At 59.9% G+C, this 26272-nt stretch carries 24 protein-coding genes; 12 read left to right on the top strand and 12 right to left on the bottom strand.

Annotation, left to right across the window (positions count from 1 at the left end; all coding sequences use genetic code 11):
• Positions 1 to 7 precede the first annotated feature (7 nt).
• On the top strand, positions 8 to 3643 hold the full coding sequence (locus RB216_RS08710; RefSeq protein ID WP_068935744.1) for a transporter substrate-binding domain-containing protein: 3636 nt from the start codon (positions 8 to 10) through the stop codon (positions 3641 to 3643).
• A 26-nt stretch (positions 3644 to 3669) separates the two neighbouring features.
• On the opposite strand, the gene msrC is transcribed toward RB216_RS08710, so the two are convergent.
• Both msrC and RB216_RS08700 read right to left on the bottom strand, forming a co-directional pair.
• Positions 3670 to 4152: a free L-methionine (R)-S-oxide reductase MsrC gene (gene msrC, locus RB216_RS08705; protein ID WP_028615665.1), complete on the bottom strand. Its 483-nt coding sequence runs from the start codon at positions 4150 to 4152 to the stop codon at positions 3670 to 3672.
• Complete coding sequence (locus RB216_RS08700) at positions 4149 to 5039, bottom strand: ATP-binding protein (RefSeq protein ID WP_028615664.1); 891 nt, start codon at positions 5037 to 5039, stop codon at positions 4149 to 4151. The genes msrC and RB216_RS08700 overlap by 4 nt, the downstream gene beginning before the upstream one ends.
• Positions 5040 to 5203: 164 nt before the next feature.
• Between RB216_RS08700 and RB216_RS08695 the strand changes: the two genes are divergently transcribed.
• Complete coding sequence (locus tag RB216_RS08695; protein ID WP_308908574.1) at positions 5204 to 7513, top strand: hybrid sensor histidine kinase/response regulator; 2310 nt, start codon at positions 5204 to 5206, stop codon at positions 7511 to 7513.
• On the opposite strand, the gene RB216_RS08690 is transcribed toward RB216_RS08695, so the two are convergent.
• The 3 genes from RB216_RS08690 to msrB all read right to left on the bottom strand — a co-directional run bounded on the left by RB216_RS08690 (position 7467) and on the right by msrB (position 8967).
• On the bottom strand, positions 7467 to 7946 hold the full coding sequence (locus tag RB216_RS08690) for a MarR family winged helix-turn-helix transcriptional regulator (protein WP_028615662.1): 480 nt from the start codon (positions 7944 to 7946) through the stop codon (positions 7467 to 7469). The two genes, RB216_RS08695 and RB216_RS08690, sit on opposite strands and share 47 nt — an antisense overlap.
• The gene (locus RB216_RS08685; protein WP_033901385.1) at positions 7943 to 8428 is read right to left on the bottom strand and encodes a glutathione peroxidase; all 486 of its coding nucleotides are present in this window, start codon (positions 8426 to 8428) and stop codon (positions 7943 to 7945) included. The genes RB216_RS08690 and RB216_RS08685 overlap by 4 nt, the downstream gene beginning before the upstream one ends.
• Before the next feature lie 146 nt (positions 8429 to 8574).
• A complete protein-coding gene (msrB, locus tag RB216_RS08680) occupies positions 8575 to 8967 on the bottom strand; it encodes a peptide-methionine (R)-S-oxide reductase MsrB (protein ID WP_308908573.1) in 393 nt (130 codons plus the stop codon).
• Positions 8968 to 9169: 202 nt separating this feature from the next.
• Between msrB and RB216_RS08675 the strand changes: the two genes are divergently transcribed.
• Positions 9170 to 10381, top strand: coding sequence for a pyridoxal phosphate-dependent aminotransferase (locus RB216_RS08675; RefSeq protein ID WP_016978462.1), 1212 nt, complete (start codon positions 9170 to 9172; stop codon positions 10379 to 10381).
• 304 nt (positions 10382 to 10685) lie between these two features.
• Positions 10686 to 11573: a protease HtpX gene (gene htpX / locus RB216_RS08670; RefSeq protein WP_016978461.1), complete on the top strand. Its 888-nt coding sequence runs from the start codon at positions 10686 to 10688 to the stop codon at positions 11571 to 11573.
• A gap of 56 nt (positions 11574 to 11629) precedes the next feature.
• Here htpX and RB216_RS08665 read toward each other — a convergent pair whose 3' ends face one another.
• Positions 11630 to 12286 carry a thiopurine S-methyltransferase gene (locus tag RB216_RS08665; RefSeq protein ID WP_308908572.1) on the bottom strand — a complete coding sequence of 219 codons (657 nt, stop codon included), beginning with the start codon at positions 12284 to 12286 and terminating at the stop codon, positions 11630 to 11632.
• Between the two features lie 103 nt (positions 12287 to 12389).
• Here RB216_RS08665 and RB216_RS08660 point away from each other — a divergent pair, with 103 nt between their 5' ends.
• Positions 12390 to 13157 (top strand): DODA-type extradiol aromatic ring-opening family dioxygenase, encoded by a 768-nt coding sequence (locus RB216_RS08660; RefSeq protein ID WP_308908571.1) that lies wholly within the window; start codon positions 12390 to 12392, stop codon positions 13155 to 13157.
• Between the two features lie 79 nt (positions 13158 to 13236).
• Here RB216_RS08660 and RB216_RS08655 read toward each other — a convergent pair whose 3' ends face one another.
• A complete protein-coding gene (locus tag RB216_RS08655) occupies positions 13237 to 14100 on the bottom strand; it encodes a hypothetical protein (RefSeq protein ID WP_308908570.1) in 864 nt (287 codons plus the stop codon).
• 447 nt (positions 14101 to 14547) lie between these two features.
• Positions 14548 to 16221 (bottom strand): DEAD/DEAH box helicase, encoded by a 1674-nt coding sequence (locus RB216_RS08650; RefSeq protein WP_308908569.1) that lies wholly within the window; start codon positions 16219 to 16221, stop codon positions 14548 to 14550.
• A gap of 422 nt (positions 16222 to 16643) precedes the next feature.
• On the opposite strand from RB216_RS08650, the gene RB216_RS08645 reads away from it, so the two are divergent.
• Entirely contained in the window at positions 16644 to 17435 is a 792-nt protein-coding gene (locus RB216_RS08645; RefSeq protein WP_122686705.1) for a crotonase/enoyl-CoA hydratase family protein, read from the top strand.
• Between the two features lie 35 nt (positions 17436 to 17470).
• Here the strand turns inward: RB216_RS08645 and RB216_RS08640 are convergent, their stop codons facing one another.
• Complete coding sequence (locus RB216_RS08640) at positions 17471 to 18226, bottom strand: spermidine synthase (protein ID WP_068932292.1); 756 nt, start codon at positions 18224 to 18226, stop codon at positions 17471 to 17473.
• A 124-nt stretch (positions 18227 to 18350) separates the two neighbouring features.
• On the opposite strand from RB216_RS08640, the gene RB216_RS08635 reads away from it, so the two are divergent.
• Positions 18351 to 19697, top strand: coding sequence for a class II 3-deoxy-7-phosphoheptulonate synthase (locus tag RB216_RS08635; RefSeq protein WP_308908568.1), 1347 nt, complete (start codon positions 18351 to 18353; stop codon positions 19695 to 19697).
• A gap of 164 nt (positions 19698 to 19861) precedes the next feature.
• Here the strand turns inward: RB216_RS08635 and RB216_RS08630 are convergent, their stop codons facing one another.
• Positions 19862 to 21076, bottom strand: coding sequence for a winged helix-turn-helix domain-containing protein (locus RB216_RS08630; protein WP_308908567.1), 1215 nt, complete (start codon positions 21074 to 21076; stop codon positions 19862 to 19864).
• A 45-nt stretch (positions 21077 to 21121) separates the two neighbouring features.
• Entirely contained in the window at positions 21122 to 21328 is a 207-nt protein-coding gene (locus RB216_RS08625; RefSeq protein WP_028615652.1) for a DUF1127 domain-containing protein, read from the bottom strand.
• A 70-nt stretch (positions 21329 to 21398) separates the two neighbouring features.
• Between RB216_RS08625 and RB216_RS08620 the strand changes: the two genes are divergently transcribed.
• Entirely contained in the window at positions 21399 to 22280 is an 882-nt protein-coding gene (locus RB216_RS08620) for a LysR family transcriptional regulator (protein WP_068932289.1), read from the top strand.
• On the opposite strand, the gene RB216_RS08615 is transcribed toward RB216_RS08620, so the two are convergent.
• Positions 22270 to 23019 carry a sulfite exporter TauE/SafE family protein gene (locus tag RB216_RS08615; protein WP_028615650.1) on the bottom strand — a complete coding sequence of 250 codons (750 nt, stop codon included), beginning with the start codon at positions 23017 to 23019 and terminating at the stop codon, positions 22270 to 22272. The two genes, RB216_RS08620 and RB216_RS08615, sit on opposite strands and share 11 nt — an antisense overlap.
• A gap of 109 nt (positions 23020 to 23128) precedes the next feature.
• On the opposite strand from RB216_RS08615, the gene RB216_RS08610 reads away from it, so the two are divergent.
• The 4 genes from RB216_RS08610 (at position 23129) to RB216_RS08595 (ending at position 26251) form a co-directional block, all read left to right on the top strand.
• Entirely contained in the window at positions 23129 to 24079 is a 951-nt protein-coding gene (locus tag RB216_RS08610) for a LysR family transcriptional regulator (RefSeq protein WP_028615649.1), read from the top strand.
• An 80-nt stretch (positions 24080 to 24159) separates the two neighbouring features.
• Positions 24160 to 24612, top strand: a complete 453-nt coding sequence (locus RB216_RS08605) for a MarR family winged helix-turn-helix transcriptional regulator (protein WP_028615648.1) — start codon at positions 24160 to 24162, stop codon at positions 24610 to 24612.
• A gap of 174 nt (positions 24613 to 24786) precedes the next feature.
• The gene (locus RB216_RS08600; protein WP_308908566.1) at positions 24787 to 25206 is read left to right on the top strand and encodes an organic hydroperoxide resistance protein; all 420 of its coding nucleotides are present in this window, start codon (positions 24787 to 24789) and stop codon (positions 25204 to 25206) included.
• A 28-nt stretch (positions 25207 to 25234) separates the two neighbouring features.
• Complete coding sequence (locus tag RB216_RS08595; RefSeq protein WP_028615647.1) at positions 25235 to 26251, top strand: alpha/beta hydrolase; 1017 nt, start codon at positions 25235 to 25237, stop codon at positions 26249 to 26251.
• The last annotated feature ends 21 nt before the right edge of the window (positions 26252 to 26272 follow it).

Here is a 26272-nt window from a genome sequence, read left to right as displayed (position 1 = left end):
AAAGCGGATGCCCAGGCGTATAAAGGACTATCTGATTACATTAAGTGCCGGCTTGTGCTTCAGCGCCGTCGTACTTGCGAACCAGCCGACGGGCTCGGAACATTTCTCCTTGTTGAGCCGTGCAGGCTCGGTTCAACTGGAAACCCACCTGAACAAGGCTCAACGCCAATGGTTGCAAAACAAGCGCGCGTTGGTGCTGGGCACTGCGGCGCCTGATTATCCCCCTTTCGACCTCACCTCCAGCGGTCGCGACTATGAGGGGATCACCGCCGATTACGCCGGCCTGCTGGCCAAGGCGCTGGCCTTGCCGGTGAAAGTCTTGCGCTACCCCTCCCGAGAGGCCGCGATCCGCGCGCTTGAAGCGGGAGATATCGATTTGCTGGGATCTTCCAACGGTTTTGAGGCGGAAAACCCGAACCTCACGTTGTCCGAGCCCTACGCAGTGGACCAGCCGGTCCTGGTCACCCGCGAAGGTGAGACCCGCAGCCTGAACAATGGGTTGGCCGGGATGCGCCTGGCGCTGGTCTACCACTACCTGCCGCTGAGCGAGGTGGAAAAGCTGTACCCCGAGGCGATCATCCGCATCTACCCTTCTTATCAAAATGCCTTGAATGCGGTGGCATTCGACCAGGCGGATGTGTTCCTGGGCGATACCATTTCCACCCATTACATGATCAACAAGGGCTACCTGAAGAACATCCGCATGGCCAATTTCGGCAAGCATGAGGCCTATGGATTCAGCTTTGCCATGCCCCAGCACCAGCAGACGCTGTTGAGTATTGTCGACGCCGTGCTGACGGCCGTGCCCACCAGCGAACGGGAAGCGATCGCCAAACGTTGGAGCGCTGGCAGCGATATCCTACTGACTGACCAGAAGCTGCAATTGACCGCGCGTGAGGAGCGCTGGCTGAAGGACCACCCGGTGGTCAAGGTGACCGTGAACGAAACCTTCGCGCCACTGACGTTCTTCGATGCCGACGGCAACTTTCGCGGCATCACCGCTGACTTGCTGGAACTGGTTCGCCTGCGTACAGGGTTACGTTTCGAGATCCAGCGTGAGCGCGTCGTTCAGTCAATGATCGAACAGGTCGACGCCGGCAAGGCCGACATCATCGGCGCTATCATTCCCACCGCCGAACGGGAGGCCCAGTTAAACTTCAGTCGCCCCTATCTGGAAAACTCCTACGTGATGTTGACACGCAAGGAAAACCAGGCACCAACCAGTCTGGAGGGAATGGAAGGCAGACGTGTGGCCGTCACCCAAGGCAGCCCAATGGCAAGGTTCCTGCGCGAGAACTTACCAACGATTCAATTGGTGGAAACAGGCGACAATTTCAAGGCCGCCGAGTTGTTGGTGCAAGGGCAGGTCGACGGCGCGGTAAACAGCTTGGTGATCGCCAACTATTACCTCTCTTCCTCCATTTTTCAGGATAAGGTCCAGATCAGCTTCAGTATCGGCACGATGCCCGCTACCTATTCACTGGCTACCTCGCGCAACGCCACCGAACTCAGCTCAATTCTCGACAAGGCCATGCTGAGTATCGCTCCGGATGAATTGGGCATCATCAACAGTCGCTGGCGAGGTTATACGGCAGCCTCCGATAGCTACTGGCGCAACTATCACCAATTGATCGCCCGTATCATCATCGGCACCGGGCTTTTACTGTTGATATCCCTGAGCTGGAACGCCTACATGCGCCGCCAGATCAAGCACCGCAAGATGGCCGAGCGCGCCCTCAGTGACCAATTCGAGTTCATGCGTGCGCTGGTCAATGAAACCCCACACCCGATCTATGTACGTGACCGCAAAGGCCTGTTGCAGACCTGCAACGACAGCTACTTGCAGGTGTTCAACGTCAAGCGCGAAGACGTGATCGGCAAAAACGCCCTCCAGATGAGCACGGCCCTTGAAACCGACGCGACGCAGTACCATGCCGATTACCAGCGGGTGATGGCTGAGGGCAACCCGCTGATCCTGGACCGCACCCTGCATATCCAGGGGAAGAAACTGACGATCTACCACTGGATCCTGCCCTACCGTGACTCTACCGGGGAAGTGCAAGGCATCATTGGCGGCTGGATCGACATCAGCGAACGACGCCAGCTGTTCGATGAAATCCGCGCCGCCAAAGAACGCGCCGATGAAGCCAATCGAGCCAAAAGCACGTTCCTCGCCACCATGAGTCATGAAATTCGCACGCCGATGAACGCAGTGATCGGCATGCTCGAACTGACGCTCAAGCGAGCCGATCAGGGCCATCTTGATCGCCCCGCTATCGAGGTGGCATACAACTCGGCCAAGGACCTGCTAGAGCTGATCGGCGATATCCTCGACATCGCACGCATCGAGTCAGGCCGCCTGAGCCTTGCGCCGGAGCGTGTCAATCTGCGAGAAGTGATCGAGTCGGTGGTGCGTGTTTTCGATGGCCTGGCACGTCAGAAAACCCTCAGCCTGTCCCTTGAGTTCCTACCTGACCTGGATAACACCGAGGTCCTGATCGACCCGCTGCGCTTCAAGCAAGTACTGTCGAACCTGGTCAGCAACGCGATCAAGTTCACCGAGCGCGGCCAGGTGAAAATCAAGGTGCAGGTATTGCCTACCGATTTGGCGCAGCAGGTCGAGATGAAACTGGTGGTCGAGGATACCGGGATAGGCATCAGCCGGGATGATCAGTTGCGCCTGTTCGAACCCTTTGCCCAAGCCGACAACTCCGGACAACTGGCCAGGAGTGGCGCAGGCCTGGGGCTAGTGATCTGCCGCAGTCTTTGCGCAATGATGGGTGGGCAGTTAAGCCTGAGCAGCGTGCCCATGGTGGGCACCCAGGCGCATGTCAGCCTCAACATGACCCGCCTGCAGCCGGAACAGCCAGCGGCTGAGCAGAAACCCGAGGCGCCCGTAGTGGCGCCCGTACTCAACGTGCTGGTGGTGGACGACCACCCCGCAAACCGACTGCTGATGTGTCAGCAACTAGGCTACCTGGGACATCAGTTCACCGCCGCCCAGAATGGTGCCGCCGGGTTCCAGGCCTGGCGCCAGGAACACTTCGATTTGGTGATCGCCGACTGCAACATGCCCATCATGAATGGCTACGAGCTGAGTCGCACGATCCGCGAGTTCGAACAACGCGAGCAACTGGCGTCCTGTGTGGTACTGGGTTTTACCGCCAATGCCCAACCTGAAGAGAAGCAACGCTGCGCCGAAGCAGGCATGAACGACTGCCTGTTCAAACCGATCAGCCTCACGGCACTGGAACGGCAACTGGCGAAGATAGCCCCGCAAGCCACTGACCTGCACCTGGACCTTGGCAACTTCGAGGCGCTGACCGGCGGCGACCCGCAGTTGAGCTGGCGTTTACTGCAAGAACTGTTGAGCAGCAGTCAGCACGATCGCCAGGAAATGACGGCGCTGATCAGCGCTCACGCCCCGCTTCAGGAGATCACCGAACAGGCTCACAAAATCAAGGGTGCTGCACGCATTGTCCAGGCAGGTCCCCTTGCCAGGCAGTGCGAAACCCTTGAACAGGCGTGTACCCGCGGCGATGACTGGGCGTTGATCGAAGCCGGCGCGAAATCCCTGGAAAAGCTCATGCTGGAATTGGAGAGGTTGCTGAAAATGCAACTTCACGGTCTGAAGGGACAGTAGAGGGGCGGGAACCGCCCCTCCCATGATCAGCAGTCGGTCGAGCGAAGGAAAATCGTCGCCAGTTGTTCAATACCGGTCTGATCCTCGAGGGTAAAACGCGCCAGCGACGGGCTGTCGAGGTCAAGGACGCCAATCAGTTTGCCGTCCTTGACCAGGGGCACCACCAGCTCGCTGTTGGACGCGCTGTCACAGGCGATATGCCCTGGGAACTCATGCACATCCTCCACGCGCTGGGTCTGCCGCGAGGCGGCCGCGGCACCGCACACTCCACGGCCAAACGGAATGCGCACACAGGCGATCTGGCCCTGGAACGGGCCGAGCACCAGTTCTTCATTGCGATTGAGATAGAAGCCGGCCCAATTCAAGTCATCCAACTGGTTGAACAGGAACGCTGAGAACTGCGCGCTATTGGCGATGAAGTCCCGCTCATCGGCGAGCAGCGACTCCAACTGCGCGCAGAGCATGGCATAGCCGTCCAGGCCCGTGCCGGCGCTTTGTAGGTCGATCATGATTGACGCTCCAGCAATTTGAGGCCCACCCAGTAACGAGCGAACTGATAAGCACAACGGCCGTTGCGGTTGCCGCGACCGGTGGCCCAGCGTACGGCCAGGATGTCGAGGGCTTCATCGCGCTGCCACTGCAAACCAGCCTTGTTCGCCAGTTCGCCGATCCAGTGCTCCACCACATCCAGGAAATGCTCTTGTGTGAAGGGGTAGAACGACAGCCACAAGCCAAAACGGTCGGATAGGGCAATCTTGTCCTCCACCGCTTCGCTTGGGTGCAACTCGCCATCCACGCGCTTCCAGTTATCGTTGTCACTCTGGTTTTCCGGCACAAGGTGGCGGCGGTTGGAGGTGGCATACAACAGCACGTTTTCCGGGGCTTGCTCCAGGGAGCCGTCGAGCACGCTTTTAAGCACGCGGTAATCACCTTCGCCGGCCTCGAACGACAGGTCGTCGCAGAACAGGATAAACCGCTGCGGCAGCTTGACCAGTTGCTCGACCACACGCGGCAGGTCGGCCAAATGGTCGCGCTCGATTTCGATCAGGCGCAAACCGGCCTTGGCGTGCTGGGCCAGCAAGGCGCGCACCATGGACGATTTACCGGTGCCCCGCGACCCCCACAGCAGTGCATGGTTGGCGGGCAGACCGTCGATGAATTGCTGGGTGTTGCGCGCCAGTGTTTCACGTTGTTTGTCCACGCCGATCAGGTCGGACAGGCGCATCTCCAGGCTCACGTCCAGCGGCAGCAGGAAACCACTGCGCCCTTCACGCTGCCAGCGGGCAGCCAGGCATTGGTTCCAATCGATGGTTTGGCGGGGCGCGGGCAACAGGGGTTCCAGGCGGGCGAGCACTGCATCGGCTCGCTCAAGAAAAGCACTCAATCGAGAATCCACAATTATTCCTCTGGCAAGTTCTTGCAAAAGATGGCGTATTGGCAACCCTGCGGCAGACCGCACGAGGCTGCGTAAAAAAACGATTCATGCCGGGTAAGCCAGAGCCTGTGGATGTTCAGCTATGCTTGCCGGGCGAAGGGAAACGTGAAGTGGTTCGACACTCAATGGATATCAAGTTCGCCCACCGCTTGTCTTATAAACAAGCCAGATTGACTGTGCTGGTCGGTTTCGTCTTGGGAACCTTGCTCAGCCTGATCCAAATCGGCATTGATTATGCCAGCGAAGACGCATCCATCAACCGTGAAATTCGCTCGCTGATCGAAATCAGCCACAACCCCGCCTCACGCATCGCCTATAACATCGACGCCGAACTGGCCCAGGAACTGACCTTGGGCCTGCTGCACTCCCCCGCCATCATTCATGCCCAGTTGATCGACAACAACGGCGTGGTGCTGGCCGATGTCGACCGCCCGCGTAAAGAAAGCACTTACCGCCCCGTCAGCGATTTCCTCTTCGGCGCCAACCGTCAGTTTGAAGACCGGTTGTTCCTCAGCCACATGCCCAACGAGTCCCTCGGTGTGCTGCGCCTGGACGTGGACACCTATGCCTTTGGCAGTCGCTTCCTGCGCCGTGCCGAGATCACCTTGCTAAACGGCTTCGTCCGCAGCCTGTTGCTGACCGGCATTCTGTTGGGCTTGTTCTACGTGATGCTGACCCAGCCGTTGGTGCGCATCATCCGCGAGCTGAGCAACCGCCGACAGGCACGCCTGGACTGCCCGCCCGGCCACGAGCACGATGAAATCGGCGTGTTGGTGAACGTTGCCAACCAGCAATTCGAAAACATGGAGACGGAGATCCAGCAACGCCGCCACGCCGAAGATCGGCTGACCGAATACCTGGGGCAACTGGAGGACATCGTGTCCGCACGCACCCTGGAGCTCAAGGCCAGCAACCAGCGGCTGAGCCAGTCCAACGATGAATTGGAAGCGGCGAAGATCCACGCGCTTGGCATGGCCCAAGCACGGGCGGCATTCCTGGCCAACATGAGCCACGAAATCCGCACACCGCTCAACGGCCTGCTGGGGATGATCGCGCTGTCACTCGACAGCCCACTCAACGCCGAGCAGCGTCAGCAACTGTCCATTGCCCATGACTCGGGCAAAGTGCTGGTGGAGTTGCTCAACGATATCCTCGACCTGTCCAAGTTCGACGCTGGCCAATTGGAGTTGGAGCGCATCCCGTTCGACCTGGGTTCTCTGGTGGAAGACACCGCGAACCTGTTGTCGCAGAACGCCGCGCCGAGCGTCGAACTGACGTGCCTGATCGACCCGCAGTTTCCCGCCCAGGTCCTGGGCGACCCGACCCGTGTGCGACAGATCGTCAGCAACCTGCTGTCCAACGCCCTCAAATTCACGCGCTTCGGACGGGTAGATGTTCGCCTCAGCGCGCGGGAGGGCCAGGTACGCATCGAGGTCTGCGATACCGGCATCGGCATTGCGCAGGAAGCCCAGGTAAAGATCTTCCAGCCCTTCACCCAGGCCGGTGCCGGCATCACTCGCCAGTTCGGCGGCACGGGCCTGGGCCTGGCGCTGACGCACAACCTGTGTGAAGCCATGAAAGGCCGACTGAGCATCAGCTCGGAAGTGGGCTTCGGTAGCCAGTTCTGCGCCGATCTGCCGCTGCCAACCCATTTGCCCGCCGTCCAGCCACTGCCGCTCAAGGGTGAGGTCATCGCCATTACCCATGCCGGCAGCGGCCTCACCGAACTGCTTACCACCCTGCTGCCTCACTGGGGGCTGACACCCCGCTGCTACTCGCAAGACGATGACGTGAGCGGGCAAACCCCGGACCTGCTGATCACCGACTGCCCGGAATGCCTGTTTCGCCTGCGCCCCACCCTCAGCGCGCCAATCCTGCTGGTGACCGCCTATGGCAACTTCATGCCCAGCGAGGAAGTCGCCGCACTCGCGCCGCTGCAACAACAGGCGCGACCGCTGAGCCGCAATGCGCTGTATCAGATCCTGCACCGTAACCTGCGCAGCGATACGCAACTGGTCCTCGACCCGATCCAGATGGAAGCCGCGCCCCTGGCGCACAGGGCGCGCATCCTGCTGGTGGAGGACAATCCGGTCAACCAACTGGTGGCCAAGGGCATGCTCAGCAAACTGGGATGTGAGGTAATCGTCGCAGCCCATGGTGGCGAGGCGCTCAAACTCCTTGAGGAACAACGCTTCGACCTGGTGTTGATGGACTGCAATATGCCGGTGATGGACGGCTACGAGGCCAGTCGGCAGATCCGTCGCAGCGGGCGCTGGCCGGACCTGCCGATCGTTGCCTTGACCGCCAACGCGCTCTCCGAAGAGCGCGAGCGTTGCCGGGCCGCGGGCATGAATGACTACCTGGCCAAGCCGTTCCGTCGTGAGGAACTCAGTGGTCTGCTTGAGCTGTGGGTGCCGAAGACGACAACTCTCTGATCTGTCGAAGCAACTGGTCCAAGCCCGCGCGCAAGGCGTCAGCCTGGTTCAGGTCGATGCCGCTGTCGCACAGCAGCCGGGTCTTGAGGCCATGGGTCCGGTCACGCAGCCGCACACCGGTTTCGCTCAGGCTCAGGTGCACCTCCCGCTCATCCTTGGCGCTGCGCTGACGCTTGACCAGACTGAGTTGCTCAAGGCGCTTGAGCAGCGGCGTCAACGTGCCCGAATCCAGCATCAAGCGCTCCCCCAACGCCTTGACCGTGGGCTGCGCCGGCGCTGTGGCGTGCCACTCCCACAACACCAGCATCACTAGGTATTGCGGGTAGGTCAGACCCAACTGATCGAGCATCGGCTTGTACGCGCGGGTCACCGCCCTGGAGGCGGCGTAAAGCTTGAAACACAGTTGATTATCGAGCGCCAGGGAGACGGTCATTTGAGCAGGGCTTCGATCTCTTGGGTCAGGTCCTGCGGCTTGGTGGTCGGCGCAAAGCGCTTGACTACCTGGCCGTCGCGGCCGATGAGGAACTTGGTGAAGTTCCACTTGATACCCTTGGAACCGAGCAAACCCGGCGCCTGTTGTTTCAGTTGCACAAACAACGGGTGGGCATCGCTGCCATTCACGTCAATCTTCTTGAACAGCGGGAAGCTGACACCGAAGTTCAGCTCGCAAAACTCGGAAATCGCGCCTTCGTTACCGGGTTCCTGCTTGCCGAACTGGTTGCAGGGGAAGCCCAACACCACCAATCCCTGGTCCTTGTACTGCTGCCAGAGCTGTTCCAGGCCCTTGTACTGTGGGGTGAAGCCGCACTTGCTGGCGGTGTTGACCACCAGGATGGCCTTGCCGGCGAAATCGGCCAAGGTCTTTTGCTCACCTTTGATGGTGGTGCAAGGGATGCTCAGCAGGTTGTTGCTCATGGCAGTGTCTCGATAACGGAAAGAAAGGATAAACATAGTGGTCAATTCAATTGCGTGCAATTTAATTGACCAGAATGATAGGCCGATATCAAACGATAACCGCTTCTGTGGCGAGGGAACTTGCTCCCTCGCCACAGAAGATATGTTTATCGCGGAACGAGGTCCAGGCACACCGAGTTGATGCAGTAACGCAGGCCGGTCGGCGGCGGACCATCCGGGAACACGTGCCCCAAGTGAGCATCGCATTTGGCGCAGGTCACTTCGGTGCGGATCATGCCGTGGCTGACGTCACGGATCTCGATCATCGCGCTGTCGGCGATTGGCGCGTAGAAGCTCGGCCAGCCGCAGCCGGAGTCGAACTTGGTCTTGGAGTCGAACAACGGCTCATTGCAGCAGATGCAGTGATACACGCCGTCGGTCTTGGTGGCATTGTACTTGCCGCTGAAAGGACGCTCGGTGCCCTTGAGACGGCATACGTTGTACTGCTCTGGATCGAGCATCGCCTTCCACTCATCAACGGTTTTCTGCAACTTTTCCATCGGTACACCTCGGCAACTAAAAAAGCCTGATCTGTGTCTTTTCCATGGATCAGGCGGCACGTATGATTGCGCCTCTTCAAAACGCCAGTCTGGCACCCGCGCTACCGGCATTCAAACGTATTTATGGGTGCGGGCCCCGCAGGATTCGCAGTACGGTAGTGTCCCCACCGTCTGGATCGTTCATTTTCAGGATCACATCGCCATGCAGGTCAGCAAATCGAACAAGCTCGCCAACGTCTGCTACGACATTCGCGGCCCAGTGCTCAAGCACGCCAAACGCCTGGAAGAGGAAGGCCATCGCATCCTCAAGCTGAACATCGGCAACCCGGCGCCCTTTGGTTTCGAAGCGCCGGACGAAATCCTCCAGGACGTGATCCGCAACCTGCCCACCGCCCAGGGCTACAGCGACTCCAAAGGCCTGTTCAGCGCGCGCAAGGCGGTGATGCAGTACTACCAGCAAAAGCAGGTCGAAGGTGTCGGCATCGAAGACATCTACCTGGGCAATGGCGTGTCCGAGCTGATCGTGATGTCCATGCAGGCCCTGCTCAACAACGGCGACGAAGTGCTGGTGCCGGCGCCGGATTACCCGTTGTGGACCGCCGCCGTGACCCTGGCAGGCGGCCACCCGGTGCACTACCTGTGTGACGAAGGCGCGGACTGGTTCCCGGACCTGGCCGACATCAAGGCCAAGATCACCCCGAACACCAAGGCCCTGGTGATCATCAACCCGAACAACCCGACCGGCGCGGTGTATTCCAAGGAAGTCCTGCTGGGCATGCTGGAACTGGCGCGCCAGCACAACCTGGTGGTGTTCTCCGACGAGATCTACGACAAGATCCTCTACGACGACGCCGTGCACGTGTGCACCGCCTCCCTGGCGCCGGACCTGCTGTGCCTGACCTTCAACGGCCTGTCCAAGTCCTACCGCGTGGCGGGTTTCCGTTCGGGCTGGATCGCCATCTCTGGTCCCAAACACAACGCCCAGAGCTACATCGAAGGCATCGACATGCTGGCCAACATGCGCCTGTGTGCCAACGTGCCGAGCCAGCACGCGATCCAGACCGCCTTGGGCGGCTACCAGAGCATCAATGACCTGGTCCTGCCTCAAGGCCGCTTGCTGGAACAGCGCAATCGCACCTGGGAACTGCTCAACGCCATTCCCGGCGTGAGCTGCGTGAAACCCATGGGTGCGTTGTATGCCTTTCCGCGGATCGACCCAAAAGTGTGTCCGATCCTCAACGATGAGAAATTCGTGCTCGACCTGCTGCTGTCGGAAAAGCTGCTGGTGGTGCAAGGCACGGCGTTCAACTGGCCGTGGCCAGATCACTTCCGTGTAGTGACATTGCCACGCGTGGATGACCTGGACATGGCCATTGGTCGCATCGGCAACTTCCTCAAGTCCTATCGCCAGTAACGCGAACGACGCTGTACGGCCGACAATCGGTCGTACAGCGAGTATCTAGCAACACTTCTCTGGCTTTTCCCCGTACAGGCCCTTCGCCGTCACTGAAAACGCCAGCGACCCCCTGTATTCACGGGACAGCGAGGTACCGGCGAACCGATTCAGCCCTGTTTTCCCTATCGGAAATGCCCTTCAAGGCTCTACATTCAGGCTGTAGGACACAGTTTGAAATAGTCGCTCGGTTGAATCACCCCATGCCGCACCTTATATACCCCGCAGTACGCGATATATTAAGCATGAGGAGAATTCTACAACCATGATGCGCATCCTGCTGTTCTTGGCCACTAACCTTGCGGTCGTGCTGATTGCCAGCATCACCTTGAGCCTTTTCGGCTTCAATGGGTTCATGGCGGCCAACGGGGTTGACCTGAACCTCAATCAGCTGCTGGTTTTCTGTGCGGTCTTTGGTTTTGCCGGCTCGCTGTTCTCGCTGTTCATCTCCAAGTGGATGGCGAAGATGAGCACCAGCACCCAGGTGATCACCCAACCCCGTACCCGGCATGAACAATGGTTGCTGCAGACCGTCGAGGAGCTATCCCGCCAAGCCGGCATTAAAATGCCTGAAGTCGGGATCTTCCCGGCTTATGAAGCCAACGCCTTTGCCACCGGCTGGAACAAGAACGACGCGCTCGTTGCGGTGAGCCAGGGCATGCTGGAACGCTTCTCGTACGATGAAGTGAAGGCCGTGCTGGCCCACGAGATCGGCCACGTGGCCAACGGTGACATGGTCACCCTGGCCTTGGTACAAGGCGTGGTGAACACCTTCGTGATGTTCTTTGCGCGGATCATCGGCAACTTTGTCGATAAAGTGATCTTCAAGAACGAAGGTGGACGCGGTATTGCCTACTTCGTGGCGACCATCTTCGCCGAGTTGGTGCTGGGCTTCCTGGCCAGTGCAATCACTATGTGGTTCTCTCGCAAGAGAGAGTTCCGTGCAGATGAAGCCGGTGCCCGCCTGGCCGGTACCGGGGCGATGATCGCGGCGCTGCAACACCTGCGCTCCGAGCAAGGCCTGCCGGTGCACATGCCGGACAGCCTGACCGCCTTCGGCATCAACGGCGGCATCAAGCAGGGCATGGCTCGCCTGTTCATGAGCCACCCACCGCTGGAAGAGCGTATCGACGCACTGCGTCGCATGGGCTGATAACCCGCAAGGCAAAAAAAGGGGCGATTGGATCGCCCCTTTTTTGTGGACACAATTTAGGCCTTGGTCAGCCGATAAACCCGCTCATCGAGCCGCGTGACACCCTCCTGCACAAACTTCCAGCTCTCCTCCAAGACGTCTTGCTCTTGCAGCGCCCGCAAGGTCCAGTCCGAACCGAACAACACCTTCACCTCATCATTAGTCACTGCAAACGGTGGCCCGGCCTTTTGCGTCTGATCGTAATCAAGGGTGATCAGCAGCCCCTGGCAACCCGACGGCAGCAGGCGGCTCAAATGCTCGGCATACTGCGCCCGCATCAGCGGTGGCAAGGCGATCAGGGCGGCGCGGTCATACAACGCGGCGCAACCCACCAAAGCTTCGGCATCCAGGGCGAAGAAGTCGCCGCACCACACTTCGATCAAATCAGCCTGGTACACCGTAAAGGCACTTCGCCGAGTGATAAGTGGCACGAGGTTCTGCTCGCTGAAAAACGCCTCGACGGCCTGCTCTGACAGCTCCACGCCCATAACCCGCAGCCCATGACTGGCCAGCCACACCAGGTCCAGGCTCTTGCCACACAAGGGCACCAGCACCTTGGAGCCCTCAGCAACCGCCAGTTGCGGCCAATGTCGTTGCAGGTAAGGGTTGACCTCGGACAAATGAAAGCCGATCTGATTGCGTGCCCAGCGTTCCTGCCAAAACTCAGGCTCCATAGATCCTCCATAAAATTCGATCAAATGGTACTAAAACTTATATTAGATTTAGATCAATGATCTGACTGAAGATGGGCCCATGTTAACGCTCAGGACCCCCCTTATGCTCCCCAGCCTGTTTATCTCCCACGGCTCGCCCATGCTTGCCCTGCAACCCGGCGCCAGCGGCCCGGCCCTCCAGCGACTCGCTGCCGAGATGCCACGCCCGAAGGCAATCGTGGTGGTGTCGGCACACTGGGAAAGTCACGAACTCCTGGTCAGCGGCAGCGCCGCGCCCGAAACCTGGCACGACTTCGGCGGCTTCCCCCGCGAGTTGTTTGCCGTGCAGTACCCGGCACAGGGTGACCCGCAACTGGCCGCTGAAATTGTCGAGTTGTTGAAGGCCGACGGCTTGAATGCACGCACTGATGACCGTCGCCCCTTCGACCATGGCACCTGGGTGCCGCTGTCGCTGATGTACCCGGCGGCGAATATCCCGGTGGTGCAGGTGTCGTTGCCCAGTAGCATGGGCCCTGCCCTGCAGACCCGCGTCGGGCACGCCCTTGCCAGCCTGCGCGAGCATGACGTGCTTCTGATCGGCTCAGGCAGCATCACCCACAACCTGGGCGAGCTGGACTGGCGTGCGGGGCCCGAGAGCATCGAGCCTTGGGCGCGAGACTTCCGGGACTGGGTGGTCGATAAGCTGGCCGCCGACGATGAAAAGGCGCTGCACGACTACCGCCGCCAGGCGCCGAATGCCGTGCGCAACCATCCCAGTGATGAGCACCTGTTGCCGTTGTACTTTGCACGTGGAGCCGGTGGTGATTTCAGCATCGCGCACCAAGGTTTCACCCTGGGCGCACTAGGCATGGATATCTACCGCTTCGGCTAACAGCGCCCATCGCAGGAATGGGACAGTCCGCAGGTGATAGGCACTAATGCGCTAGCCCGGCAACTACCCAGTCCGCGGCCTAGGCCTTCTTCTCATAACCCACTCCTTTTAAGGAGAAGTGGATTTCCTTTCCTACACCCGAGTCTTTGGTAATCTGCTGGGTACCTACTATCGAGTTCTTATACCTACCGTATAAACCGCTACTGTTGATTTCGCCCACTTTAACAGCGCCCTTATCATCTGTAGTAAAGGGCGCTGAAAAACTGCCGGTCGTTGGAGCAATCTGTGAACTTTTGTTTATCTTTGCGCCATAGTGTTCGACAAACCCAGTGTCTCTACCGGCCAGCGCAACCTTTCTGTCGACATAAAGATCTTTGACGTGCTGTTTGGGACCCGGATTATTCGGATCCGTGACATCCTGGATATAAGCGCTCAACTTCTGGGGATCTTCAGGGTCTCGCACTATCGTCAGATTATACTTATGCCCAAACTTGAAATCGACCAATGTGCTATTGCTGGCACCCTTTTCCCCATCAAACTCAGCGCGACCCTGTGGCGCTTTGAAATGCGGACCGTGTCCAGAAAACACCACCAACGCTTTGCCGTCCCCACGTGGCTGCAGCCCTATATAGCCACGGCCGAGAGGCTTACCACTGTCGTCATTGAGTCCAAACATCATCGCGTAATAAATACCCGCATCCTTGCCTGTTTTTCTTTGAAGGCCTTCATCGATACTCATTGGAAACGTAATGTTGTTTAACCCAGGGGATGGTGCGGGAAGTGAGTAACTCACACCATACAGCCCATTCGGTGCTGTGGCTTCTTTCTTGATTTCGAGTTTTGGATCGCTCACCTTATCAAGCGCTGAGTTATGGCTTGTGATCGATGATGGTACAGCGCCTGGGCTGGTTTCTTTTTTCAGACGCACTAGTGCATCACTCAATAGGCTAGCCCTCCCTGACGACGGAAGACTATTTTCATCTTCTTGGAAGTGATCAACACGTGGCTCGTCCTTCCTATTAATGGACGGTTGCACAGGAGGATGAATATCAGGCTCAGGCATTCTTGATGGGGGACGGAGTGTGTAATCAATGCGCATAACAGCTGCAGCCTCTTTCCAGTGAGTTCAAACATCACTCAACAGTAGTGACTCACTTACAAGCAGACTGTCAGACAGGTCACTCATGCGCTCGGAATTTACTTAAACCTGATTTGATCATTACCTGACAACGAAAACCGACCTTTCTGAACTGCGTCACCAGAGTACGCCTCATATGAAGCGCTACCCCACCACGTGAGCAGCCCTTGCGCGCCTACCGAACGCCAGCCAAAAAAAATCCCCGAACCAGTCGGGGATTTTTTACTTGCGATCAATCAGCCCAAGGGCAGATCAATCTTCGCGGTAGCGACGCAGCTTCAGCTGCTTACCGGCAACGCGAGTGTCTTTCAGCTTGGCCAGCAGTTTTTCCAGACCGTCTTCTGGCAGCTCCACCAGGGAGAAGCTGTCACGGACTTGGATACGACCAATGGCCTCGCGTGCCAGGCCACCCTCATTGAGGATAGCGCCCAGCAGGTTCTTGGCAGCGATACCATCACGCGCGCCCAGCGCGGTACGGCAACGAGCACGGCCTTCAGCCAATGGCACCGGAGCGCGACGCTCACGATCACCACGGTCTAGACGGTCGCCAGTACGCTCTGGACGATCACCGCGTGGCGCGCTGTTCGGAACCAGTGGACGTTCTTTCTCGATGGCTGCAAGCGTCAATGCTTGACCGTTGGTGGCTTTACGCAGCAAGGCTGCAGCCAGGGCACGCGGGGTGCAACCGATATCGGCGGTCAGGCGGTCCAGCAGGTCGCCGTGGGTCGATTCAGCGTCAGCCACCAGCGGCGACAGGCTGTTGGTCAGTTTCTTGATGCGCGCATCGAGAACGGCCTGGGCATCCGGCAGGCGGACTTCGGCAACTTTCTGACCGGTTACACGCTCGATCACTTGCAGCATGCGGCGCTCACGTGGAGTCACCAGCAGCAGTGCACGACCTTCGCGACCCGCACGGCCGGTACGGCCGATACGGTGAACGTAGGACTCTGGATCGTAAGGCATGTCAACGTTGAACACGTGGGTGATACGTGGAACGTCAAGGCCACGGGCAGCAACGTCGGTCGCCACAACGATGTCCAGACGGCCATCCTTGAGGGAGTCGATCACGCGCTCACGTTGGTTCTGGGCAATGTCACCGTTCAGCGCAGCGGCTTTGTAGCCTTTGGCTTCCAGGGCGCTGGCCAGGTCCAGGGTCGCTTGCTTGGTGCGCACGAACATGATCAGGGCGTCGAAGTCTTCGACTTCCAGCAGGCTCAATACAGCCGAGGTCTTCTGGTCAGCGTGAACCAACAGGTGAGCCTGTTCGATCGCGGTAACGGTCTGAGTCTTGGTCTGGATCTTCACGTGCTCAGGATCGCGCAGGTGACGCTCGGCGATGGCACGGATCGACTGTGGCAGGGTAGCCGAGAACAGTACGGTTTGACGGGTTGGTGGCAGTGCCTTGAAGATGACCTCCAGGTCATCCATGAAGCCCAGCTTGAGCATTTCGTCAGCTTCGTCCAGAACCAGGTGGTTCACGGTCGACAGGACTTTCTCGTCACGACGCAGGTGGTCGCACAGACGGCCCGGGGTGGCAACAACGATCTGTGCGCCATTACGGATTGCTTTGAGTTGTGGGCCCATAGGCGCGCCGCCGTAAACGGCCACAACGGTTACGCCTGGCATTTGCTTGGCGTAGGTTTCAAAAGCGGTTGCTACTTGCAGCGCCAACTCACGGGTTGGCGCCAGGATCAGGGCTTGCGGTTCGCGCTTGGCAGGATCGATGCAGTGCAGGATTGGCAAAGCGAACGCGGCAGTTTTGCCGGTACCGGTTTGCGCCTGGCCAATCATGTCCTTACCGGCCATGATGATCGGGATCGATTGCTGCTGAATCGCCGAAGGCTCTTCGTAGCCAGTCGCTGCGACGGCTGCAAGAATATTCGGGTTCAGATTAAAAGCGGCGAAGCCGCCGGTTTCCTGGGTCATGGGTCTGCCTCTAAGTGCATCCGCAAAGACCCATGCTCCAAAGCTGCGCATGCCGTGTTGAGACTCAAGAGTCGCCCTGGCTGCTTTGTCGGCGGGGATTTGCGAAAACGAATGAATGAAAAAGATTCGTCAAGGGAGAGTCCGCTGTGCGGACGTGCAGCCGAAGCTGACTTCGGGGAATTGCGCTACCTAAACGCGGCCCGGTTAAAGGCCGGCGCGCACTATACCGGAAATAGCTGAAAAAGGGAGCTTTTTTTATCGGAAAGTACCGATAAACCGCGCTGTGTCACAGTCTTTGCAGATAACACCGGCAAGGTCTATTTTTCAAAGGCCCGGCCCTGCTGGTCATAACGCTTAAACGGTTCACCTGACATCTCAGACCTTTGGTCCGAAACCTTTTCCCGCGCCCGAGGGCACACCCGATGAATCAAGCCAGTAGCAGCCGCGTCAGCCGTGAACTCCAGGGTCATGTCTTGCTTTTGGGTCTGGACCGGGTCGCCAAACGCAACGCGTTCGACCTGGACCTGCTCAATGAGCTGAGCCTGGCGTATGGCGAATTTGATCGAAATACCGACGCGCGGGTCGCGGTGGTGTTTGCCCATGGCGACCACTTCACCGCCGGGCTCGACCTGGCCAATGTCAGCGGTGTGATGGCCGGTGGCTGGCAGCCGCCGTTGGGAGGTTGCGATCCCTGGGGCGTATTTGCCGGCCCGCGTGTGAGCAAACCGGTGATCGTCGCGGCCCAGGGTTACTGCCTGACCATCGGGATTGAGCTGATGCTGGCCGCGGACATCAACCTCTGCGCCAGCAACACGCGTTTTGCGCAGATGGAAGTACAGCGTGGGATCTTTCCGTTTGGCGGCGCGACGCTGCGCTTTCATCAGATTGCCGGCTGGGGCAACGCGATGCGCTGGCTGCTGACCGGCGATGAATTCGACGCCCATGACGCCCTGCGCCTGGGCCTGGTGCAGGAAGTAATGGCCAGCGAAGACCTGCTGCCCCGTGCCGTCGAACTGGCCAACCGCATCGCCCGCCAGGCGCCGCTGGGCGTTCAAGCCACGTTGATGTCGGCGCGGTTGGCGCGGATGGAAGGCGAAACCGTGGCGGCAGCGGCGTTGCCGCCGATGGTGGATAAACTGCTCAACAGCGAAGATGCCAAGGAAGGCGTGCGGGCGATGATCGAGAAGCGGCCCGGCGTATTCAAAGGTATTTGAGTTGGCAGTACCAACGCCATCGTCGTGACAGGCGACTAAGTCGCCGGCCGAATCGCCTTGATCAGCGGTTGCAACGAATACCCAAGGCGCGGTGCCAAGGCTTCAGCGCGAGCGGACAGCGACTCCAGGTCCAGCGCCTGATCCAGCTCCGACGGCACCAGCAAAATCACATTGCCCTCCTTCACCGGCAGTTCCCAATAATGCCGGTGATACAAGCCACGTAACAACGCGGCGCCCAGAGGCTTGCCATCATCGGTGGCCCACTGGTTGATCACCAGCCAGCCACCGGGGTTGAGCTTTTTCTGGCAGCTTTCCAGGAAGGTCCAGGCCAGGTGCCCGACGCCGGGACCGACGTCGGTATAGAGGTCAACGAAGATCAGGTCGGCCGATTCGGCACTGTCGAGCAATTGCAGGGCATCGCCAATGCGGATGTACAAACGCGGGTCGTCGTCCAGCCCCAGGTACTCGATAGCCAGGCGCGGCACGTCGGGGCGCAACTCGATGGCTTCCACGTCCTCCAACGGCAGGAACTTCAGGCACGCCTGGGTCAACGTGCCGGCCCCCAAGCCGAGGAACAGCGCGCTTTCCGGCTGTTCATGGCACAACGCGCCGATCAGCATGGCACGGGTGTAGTCGTACTCCAGCCAGCTCGGGTCAGCAGTGAACACACAGCTTTGCTCGATGGCATCGCCGAACTCGAGAAAACGGTAATCGGCCACTTCGAGCACACGGATCATGCCGAAGTCATCATGGACTTCAGCCAGCAGGCGCTCGACACGCTCCTCGGTCATCACTACTCCTAAAGGGTTTACCGCACGGCAAAAGCGCGATTGTCGGCCAACCGGCGGCAACAGGTCACGCACTAATTGCTGATAACATTGGCGCCCCACCGTCAATCAGCCAATCGAGTTCATGATGAGCCAACCCTGGAGCCCCGACAGCTGGCGCGCCCTGCCGATCCAGCAACAACCCCAGTACCCGGACGCTGCGCACTTGTTGCAAGTGGAGCAGAACCTGGCCAGCTACCCGCCACTGGTGTTTGCCGGGGAAGCCCGCGAGTTGCGTCGTCAGTTTGCCGAAGTGACCCAGGGCCGTGCGTTCCTGCTGCAAGGCGGCGATTGCGCCGAGAGCTTTGCCGAGTTCTCTGCGGCGAAGATCCGCGACACCTTCAAGGTGCTGCTGCAGATGGCGATCGTGATGACCTTTGCCGCCGGCTGCCCGGTGGTGAAAGTCGGGCGCATGGCGGGCCAGTTCGCCAAGCCGCGCTCGGCCAACGATGAAACCATCGACGGCATCACCCTGCCCGCCTACCGTGGCGACATCGTCAACGGTATTGGTTTCGACGAAAAAAGCCGTGTGCCGGACCCGGACCGCCTGTTGCAGTCCTACCACCAGTCCACCGCCACCCTCAACCTGCTGCGCGCCTTTGCCCAAGGCGGTTTTGCCGACCTGCACCAGGTGCACAAATGGAACCTGGATTTCATCGCCAACTCCGCTCTGGCCGAGAAGTACAGCCAACTGGCCGACCGTATCGACGAAACCCTGGCCTTCATGCGCGCCTGCGGCATGGACAGCTCGCCGCAACTGCGCGAAACCAGCTTCTTCACTGCCCACGAAGCGCTGCTGCTCAACTACGAGCAAGCCTTTGTGCGCCGCGACAGCCTGACCAACGATTACTACGATTGCTCGGCGCACATGCTCTGGATCGGCGACCGCACCCGCCAACTGGACGGTGCCCACGTCGAGTTCCTGCGCGGAGTAAACAACCCGATCGGGGTCAAGGTCGGCCCGAGCATGAACTCGGATGACCTGATCCGCCTGATCGACATCCTCAACCCGGACAACGACCCTGGCCGCCTCAACCTCATTGCGCGCATGGGTGCGGGCAAGGTCGGTGATCATTTGCCAGGCTTGATCCGTGCCGTGCAGCGCGAAGGCAAGCAGGTGCTATGGAGTTCCGACCCGATGCACGGCAACACCATCAAGGCCAGCAGCGGCTACAAGACTCGCGACTTTGCGCAGATCCTGGGTGAAGTGAAGGATTTCTTCCAGGTGCATCAGGCCGAGGGCACATATGCCGGCGGGATCCATATCGAGATGACCGGGCAGAACGTCACCGAATGCATCGGCGGCGCGCGACCGATCACCGAAGATGGCTTGTCGGATCGGTATCACACCCACTGCGATCCTCGGATGAATGCCGATCAGTCGCTGGAATTGGCGTTTCTGATTGCCGAGACACTAAAGCAAGTCAAGCGCTGACCTTTGAGCGAACGGGCCTCTTGTGGTGAGCGGGCTTGCCCCGCGCTGGGCTGCGCAGCGGCCCCAAACCAGTCACTGTGTTCTATCTGAAGAAATTTAGGGGTCTTACTGGGGCTGCTTCGCAGCCCAGCGCGGGGCAAGCCCGCTCACCACAAAAAGCCCGCTCACAGCAACATTGCCACCCGCAACCTGTCGGCACTTGGCCGCTGGCAATTGAGCTGGACCTGTTCCAGTCCAAGCCAGTCGGCCATTTGCAACAGGTTCGACGCCAGCGCCGCCATCCCCTCATCATCCAATCCCGGTTCCTCCTCATGCACGGCGTGCACCGCGAGGCGCCCATTGGCGCGTTCGGCGCGCAGGTCCACACGCGCAGCAATCCGCTCGTTGTGCAGAAACGGCAGCACGTAGTAGCCGTACACCCGCTTGTCTTGTGGGGTGTAGATCTCGAGGCGGTAGCGGAAATCGAACAGTCGCTCAGTACGGCTGCGCTCCCAGACCAACGAATCGAACGGCGACAGCAACGCACTGGCCGGCACTTTGCGCGGCACTTTCGGATCGGGCAGGCAGTAAGCCAGCTGTTTCCAGCCTTGCACTTGGCAAACCCGCAGTTGACCGTCCTCCACCAGTTCGGCAAGACGAATGCCGCTGTCGGCCGGATCGAGGCGGAAGTAGTCGCGCAGGTCTTTTTCAGTCCCCACGCCCAACGCGGTGGCGCTGTGCAGCAACAAACCACGCTGGGCTTGGGCTTCAGTCACAGCGGTTTGAAGGATATCGCTGGGGATGACCCGCTCCGGCAAGTCGTATAGCCGTTCAAAACCGCGTCGGCCGGCGACCGTCACCAAGCCGGCGGCAAACAGCCATTCCAGTGCATGTTTTTCATCGCTCCAATCCCACCACGGACCGGCGCGCTCCTCACGGGTCGACAAACTACCAGCCCCCAATGCGCCTTGCTGCTCGACCGTCTGCAACACCCGCTGAATGGTGGCTTGCTGCTCACGGCCAAAACGCGCCATTTGCGAATAGATGCCCCGCCCCTGCTGCGCCCGCTGCATACGCCAGCGCATCAACGGGTACAACGCCATCGGCAGCAAAGAGGCTTCATGCCCCCAATACTCAAACAGGGAACGCCGTCGACCCTGGCTCCAGGCAGCCTGCTCAAGGATCGACGGGGAGTAGTTGCCCAAGCGGGAAAACAGCGGCAGGTAATGGGAACGTACCACGGCATTGACCGAATCGATCTGCAACACCCCTAGGCGTTCGATCATGCGGTTGAGGTGCACAGCCTTGATCAGTGCCGGCGCCTGGCGCCCGGAAAATCCCTGGGCCGCCAGCGCCATGCGTCGAGCTTGCTTGAGTGAAAAAGACAGATCGGCGGGCATGGGGCTCTCCGTGTGGGCTCGCCGACTACCCTACTGCATCCGCGATCATTTTCGCAGCGGATCCTGCCAGAAATGCAGGTGGCGCTCGTGCTCGACATCGCCGCGGCTGAGGCCGATATCCTTGAGCGCATCATCACTCAAGGTCGCCAGCATCTGGCGCTCCTCATGCAGCGCCTGCCACCGGACAATCTTGTGAACCAGCCCGGCAAACGGACGTTTCGCCATCAACACAAAACCTCTTTGACCTTTCATCTTCTCGCCCTCCAGTGGGGATGGCGCAAGTGTGTGCCTGGGCTTAAGATCAATCCAACGAATGTTTCTTATGCAATACATCTCAGAGATTGATCAATTGTCCAGCTTCCCGAGCATCGACACTGAAGTCCTGCGCACCTTCGTCGCCATCGCCGACCAAGGCGGTTTCACCCGCGCTGGCGAACTCGTAAACCGCACCCAGTCGGCGGTGAGCATGCAGATGAAGCGCCTGGAGGAAGACGTATTGCAGCGCAAGCTGTTCGAGCGCGATGGCCGGCAGGTTCGGCTGACACCCGAAGGCCAGGTGTTGTTGGGGTATGCGCGGCGCATCTTGAAACTGCACAGCGAGGTGTTCAATACCCTGCGTGAGCCGCACATGGTGGGATTGGTGCGCATCGGTACACCAGACGACTACGTGATGCGGTTCCTGCCGGGCATCCTCAAGCAGTTTTCCAAGGCGTACCCGCTGATCCAGATCGAGATGCACTGCGAGGCGTCCACGGTTTTGATGCAGCGCCGGGATTTGGCACTGACCGTTGTCAGTCGCGAGCCTGGCAATGAGATCGGTGAACTGTTGCGCACCGAGCGCATGGTGTGGGCGGCAGCGCCGTGCTTCTGCAGCGATGAGCACGACTCGCTGCCCCTGGCGATGTCCGGCGCCGACTGCCTGTACACCCAGTGGGCCCGCTCGGCACTGGACGCGGCCGGGCGCGATTACCGCCTGGCCTACCACAGCTCCAACGTGTCGGCGATCCAGGCCGTGGTCAATGCGGGCCTGGCGGTGATGGTCAGCATGGAGAGCCTGGTGACCGATGACCTGCGCATACTCGGCCGCGACGAGGGTTTCCCGCCATTGCCGTCAATGAATCTGCATTTGCTGCGTAACACGCGGATGAATTCGCCCATCACCGATTGCCTGGCGGACTACATCATCGAAGGTTTCAGACTTTAAAGGTCAGCATCACCGCGCACACCACCAAGAAGCCGCAGAACAGGCCGCGCAGTACGCGCTCTGGCAGGGCATGGGCGACTTTCACGCCCCAACTGATACTGAGCAGACCACCGACGGCCAAGGGCACGCCGATCATCCAATCCACTTCCTGGTGCCAAGCGTAGGTCACCAGTGTCACGCCGGTACTCGGCAATGCCAGGGCCAGGGACAGGCCTTGGGCAACCACTTGGGTGGTGCCGAACACACTGGTCAGCACGGGCGTAGCAACCACTGCGCCACCCACACCGAACAGACCGCCCATGGAGCCGGACGCCGCCCCCAGCACCCCGAGCCATGGCCAGGAGTAACGCATCTGCGCCGTTGGTGGCGCATTGCGGGTGAACATGCGCACCAGGTTGTAGGCCGAAAGCGTCATCAGGAAGACAATAAAACCAATGCGCATCGCGCCAGCGTCCAGGCCTACCGCCCAGATCGACCCGAGCCAGGCGAAACTAAATCCCATGACGCCCAACGGCAGCGCATGGCGTAGTTCGATACGGTTGCGTTGGTGGTAGCGCCACAGCGCCAGCATTACGTTAGGCACCACCATCACCAGCGCCGTGCCCTGGGCCAACTGCTGATCCAGGCCGAACAACACGCCCAGCACCGGGATCGCGATCAGCCCGCCGCCAATGCCAAACAGGCCGCCCACCGTGCCGAGGGCAGCGCCCAATACCAGGTACATCGCTAAATCCAACACCGCTTGTCACTCCACAATCCCAGGAATTGCATGCTACGCAGTCGACGCTGGCACGGAAACGCACAGCAACGCACAATGGTTGTGCCAATCTCGCATAAGCGATCTTTCGATGAACCCGAATACCCTGACTGATCAACTGAGCCTGTTTCTCGACGTGCTGGAAACCGGCAGTTTTTCCGCTGCCGCACGCCGTCATCCGTTGACGCCCTCTGCCGTGGCGCGGCGTATCGACAGCCTGGAAAGCTCGGTGGGCAGCCGCTTGTTCCAGCGCAGCACCCACGCGGTGGTGGCGACCCCGGCGGGTTTGGCCTTTGCCGAGCGGGCGCGGCGGATCGTCAGCGAATTGCAGTTGGCGCGAGCCGAGGCGGTGTCTTTGAGCCATGCCCCGGAGGGCCTGATTCGGGTGGATGCGCCGGCAGCATTTGGTCGACGGCACCTGGCGCCAGTGATTGCCGACTTCCTGAATGTGTACCCCGGGCTGGACGTGCACCTGCATCTGATCGACAGCTTTGTGGACATGCAAGGCGCACACCTGGGCAAGGTTGATCTGGTGCTGCGTGCCGGGCATCTCGTCGACACGCGGCTGATCGCCACGCCCCTGGCGAGCATCGTGCGTATCGCCTGTGCCAGCCCGGCCTACCTGAAAAGCCGTGGCACGCCAAACCACCCTCGGGAGCTGAGCGAGCACGACGGGCTGGACTGGGATGGCCTGGCGCCCACGTTCGCCTGGCGCTTCGAGCTGGATGGACGCCGCGCGACCTATCGTCCACGTCGCATCCGCATGAGTGCCAACAACGCCGAAGCCTTGCTGTCCGGCGCCCTGGCCGGACTGGGCATTGCCCACCTGCCCACGTGGCTGGCCAGTGAATACCTGGTGCGCGGCGAATTGCTACCACTGTTTTGCGAAAATGGCCTGCCTAGCCCGGAAACCACCGGGATCTATGCGCTGCGCCTGGAACAGCAACCCAACGCACGCAGCCGCTTGTTGCTGGAATACCTCAAAACCCGTTTCAGCCCCGTGCCGCCCTGGGACCTGGCCTTGCAAAGTGGCTTGGTCTGACCGCTCGGACAGAATTATCTGGCGCATTAAAGATTTGCCCGCTAGATTCCAGCACAGATACGTTTTCCGGAGGCACCGCCATGAGCAAAAATCCCGACCCGTGCGAATCCCTGATGCTGGACAACCAGCTGTGCTTCGCCCTGCACTCCACCTCGCTGCTGATGACCAAGGTCTACAAGCCACTGCTGCAAGCACTCGGCCTGACCTACCCGCAGTACCTGGCCATGATGGTGCTGTGGGAAGAGGATGGTTTGACTGTCGGCGAAATCAGCAGTCGCCTGCTGACCGATCCGGGTTCGCTCACGCCGCTACTCAAGCGCCTGGAAGCTGAAGGCCTGCTCAGTCGCACCCGCAGCCGCGAAGATGAACGCGTGGTGGTCGTGGAATTGACTGACGCCGGCCGCGCCCTGCAGGACAAGGCCATGGGCATACCCCAGTGCATCCTCGGCGCCAGCGGCCTGGAGCTGGAGCAATTGCGCAAGTTGCAGGGCGACCTGATTGCCTTGCGCGCCAACCTGCAAGGCAACATTTAACCTCTCCCATCAAGGGCGTCGCGTCCGCAGCGCCCGCAGAAAATGACCGTTCGTCCCCGCCTCAGAATATTTCTATAAATTTATCTTGCGCGCAAAACATTAGCGCTATACATTCGTCTCACCAACTACTTAGCGCGCAAACATTTAGCGCTAATAACCAAAAAGGAAAACACCATGCAAACGCTCTATACCGCAGTAGCTACCGCCACCGGCGGCCGTGATGGTCGTGCTGTTTCCAGCGACAACATCCTCGACGTCAAGCTCTCCACCCCCAAAGAACTGGGCGGTACCGGTGGCCAGGCCACCAACCCTGAACAACTGTTCGCTGCCGGCTACTCGGCTTGCTTCATCGGCGCTCTGAAATTCGTCGCCAGCCAGACCAAACGCAAAATCCCGGATGACGCCTCGATCACTGCCCACGTCGGCATCGGCCAGATCCCCGGTGGTTTCGGCCTGGATATTGACCTGCACATCAGCCTGCCCGGACTGGCTCAAGACGACGCGCAAAGCCTGGTCGACGCCGCTCACCAAGTCTGCCCGTACTCCAACGCCACCCGTGGCAACGTCGATGTACGCCTGCACGTGACTGTCTAAATGACCTCGGCCGCCCCTGGAGAACGCAATGAACACAATTGGTAAAGCACTCACCGGCACCCTGCTCGCCCTGTCCGTCACCCACGCCTTTGCGGCGCCAGGTGAAGTTGAACACAACACCCAAGCCTTTCTGGATGTGTTGAACGCCGGCACCGGCAAACCGATGGAACAACTGACGCCCAAGGACGCCCGTGCTGTTCTGACCGGCGCCCAGGCGGGTGTGAAGCTGACCTTGCCAGCCGCAGATGTGAGCCAGAAGACCATCCAGGTCGATGGCAAGCCGCTGGACCTGACCATCGTGCGTCCGGCCGGGGTCAAGGGCACCTTACCTGTGTTCATGTTCTTCCACGGCGGCGGCTGGGTGCTGGGGGATTACCCGACGCATGAACGCCTGGTGCGGGACCTGGTCGTGGGTTCGGGGGCGGTGGCGGTGTTCGTCAATTACACGCCTTCGCCGGAAGCGCATTATCCGGTGGCGATCAACCAGGCCTACGGCGCCACAAAATGGGTGGCCGAGCATGGCCAAGAGATTAACGTCGATGGCAAGCGCCTGGCGGTCGCGGGCAACAGTGTCGGCGGCAATATGGCAGCGGTGGTCAGCCTGATGGCCAAGGACAAGGGCACCCCGGCCATCAAGTTCCAAGTGCTGTTATGGCCAGTGACCGACGCCAACTTCGACACCGGTTCCTACAACCAATATGCCGAAGGTCACTTCCTCACCCGCAACATGATGAAGTGGTTCTGGGACAACTACACCACCGACGCCAAGCAACGCGCCGAGATCTACGCCTCGCCGCTGCGGGCCAGCATTGATCAGTTGAAGGGCCTGCCGCCCGCCCTGATCCAGACCGCCGGCGCCGACGTGCTGCGTGATGAGGGCGAAGCCTACGCCCGCAAGCTGGACGCCGCCGGTGTGCCGGTGACCGCCGTGCGCTACAACGGCATGATCCACGACTACGGTTTGCTCAACGTGGTCAGCCAAGTCCCAGCGGTGCGTTCGGCACTGCTCCAGGCCTCGGATGAATTGAAGCAACACCTGAAGTAAAACGTAACGCCCACGAAAAAG

Origin of the sequence: Pseudomonas canadensis (assembly GCF_030980095.1) — a bacterium.
Classification (GTDB): domain Bacteria; phylum Pseudomonadota; class Gammaproteobacteria; order Pseudomonadales; family Pseudomonadaceae; genus Aquipseudomonas; species Aquipseudomonas canadensis.
The sequence above is the reverse complement of the archived record's forward strand: the minus strand, read 5'-3'. Positions and strand labels throughout refer to the sequence as shown.

Coding starts and splice junctions, on each gene's coding strand:
- RB216_RS08710 (WP_068935744.1), top strand. CDS start 8: ATGCCCAGGCGTATAAAGGACTATCTGATTACATTAAGTGCCGGCTTG.
- msrC (WP_028615665.1), bottom strand. CDS start 4,152: ATGATCGACCTACAAAGCGCCGGCACGGGCCTGGACGGCTATGCCATG.
- RB216_RS08695 (WP_308908574.1), top strand. CDS start 5,204: ATGGATATCAAGTTCGCCCACCGCTTGTCTTATAAACAAGCCAGATTG.
- RB216_RS08690 (WP_028615662.1), bottom strand. CDS start 7,946: ATGACCGTCTCCCTGGCGCTCGATAATCAACTGTGTTTCAAGCTTTAC.
- RB216_RS08685 (WP_033901385.1), bottom strand. CDS start 8,428: ATGAGCAACAACCTGCTGAGCATCCCTTGCACCACCATCAAAGGTGAG.
- msrB (WP_308908573.1), bottom strand. CDS start 8,967: ATGGAAAAGTTGCAGAAAACCGTTGATGAGTGGAAGGCGATGCTCGAT.
- RB216_RS08675 (WP_016978462.1), top strand. CDS start 9,170: ATGCAGGTCAGCAAATCGAACAAGCTCGCCAACGTCTGCTACGACATT.
- htpX (WP_016978461.1), top strand. CDS start 10,686: ATGATGCGCATCCTGCTGTTCTTGGCCACTAACCTTGCGGTCGTGCTG.
- RB216_RS08665 (WP_308908572.1), bottom strand. CDS start 12,286: ATGGAGCCTGAGTTTTGGCAGGAACGCTGGGCACGCAATCAGATCGGC.
- RB216_RS08660 (WP_308908571.1), top strand. CDS start 12,390: ATGCTCCCCAGCCTGTTTATCTCCCACGGCTCGCCCATGCTTGCCCTG.
- RB216_RS08650 (WP_308908569.1), bottom strand. CDS start 16,221: ATGACCCAGGAAACCGGCGGCTTCGCCGCTTTTAATCTGAACCCGAAT.
- RB216_RS08645 (WP_122686705.1), top strand. CDS start 16,644: ATGAATCAAGCCAGTAGCAGCCGCGTCAGCCGTGAACTCCAGGGTCAT.
- RB216_RS08640 (WP_068932292.1), bottom strand. CDS start 18,226: ATGACCGAGGAGCGTGTCGAGCGCCTGCTGGCTGAAGTCCATGATGAC.
- RB216_RS08635 (WP_308908568.1), top strand. CDS start 18,351: ATGAGCCAACCCTGGAGCCCCGACAGCTGGCGCGCCCTGCCGATCCAG.
- RB216_RS08630 (WP_308908567.1), bottom strand. CDS start 21,076: ATGCCCGCCGATCTGTCTTTTTCACTCAAGCAAGCTCGACGCATGGCG.
- RB216_RS08625 (WP_028615652.1), bottom strand. CDS start 21,328: ATGAAAGGTCAAAGAGGTTTTGTGTTGATGGCGAAACGTCCGTTTGCC.
- RB216_RS08620 (WP_068932289.1), top strand. CDS start 21,399: ATGCAATACATCTCAGAGATTGATCAATTGTCCAGCTTCCCGAGCATC.
- RB216_RS08610 (WP_028615649.1), top strand. CDS start 23,129: ATGAACCCGAATACCCTGACTGATCAACTGAGCCTGTTTCTCGACGTG.
- RB216_RS08605 (WP_028615648.1), top strand. CDS start 24,160: ATGAGCAAAAATCCCGACCCGTGCGAATCCCTGATGCTGGACAACCAG.
- RB216_RS08600 (WP_308908566.1), top strand. CDS start 24,787: ATGCAAACGCTCTATACCGCAGTAGCTACCGCCACCGGCGGCCGTGAT.
- RB216_RS08595 (WP_028615647.1), top strand. CDS start 25,235: ATGAACACAATTGGTAAAGCACTCACCGGCACCCTGCTCGCCCTGTCC.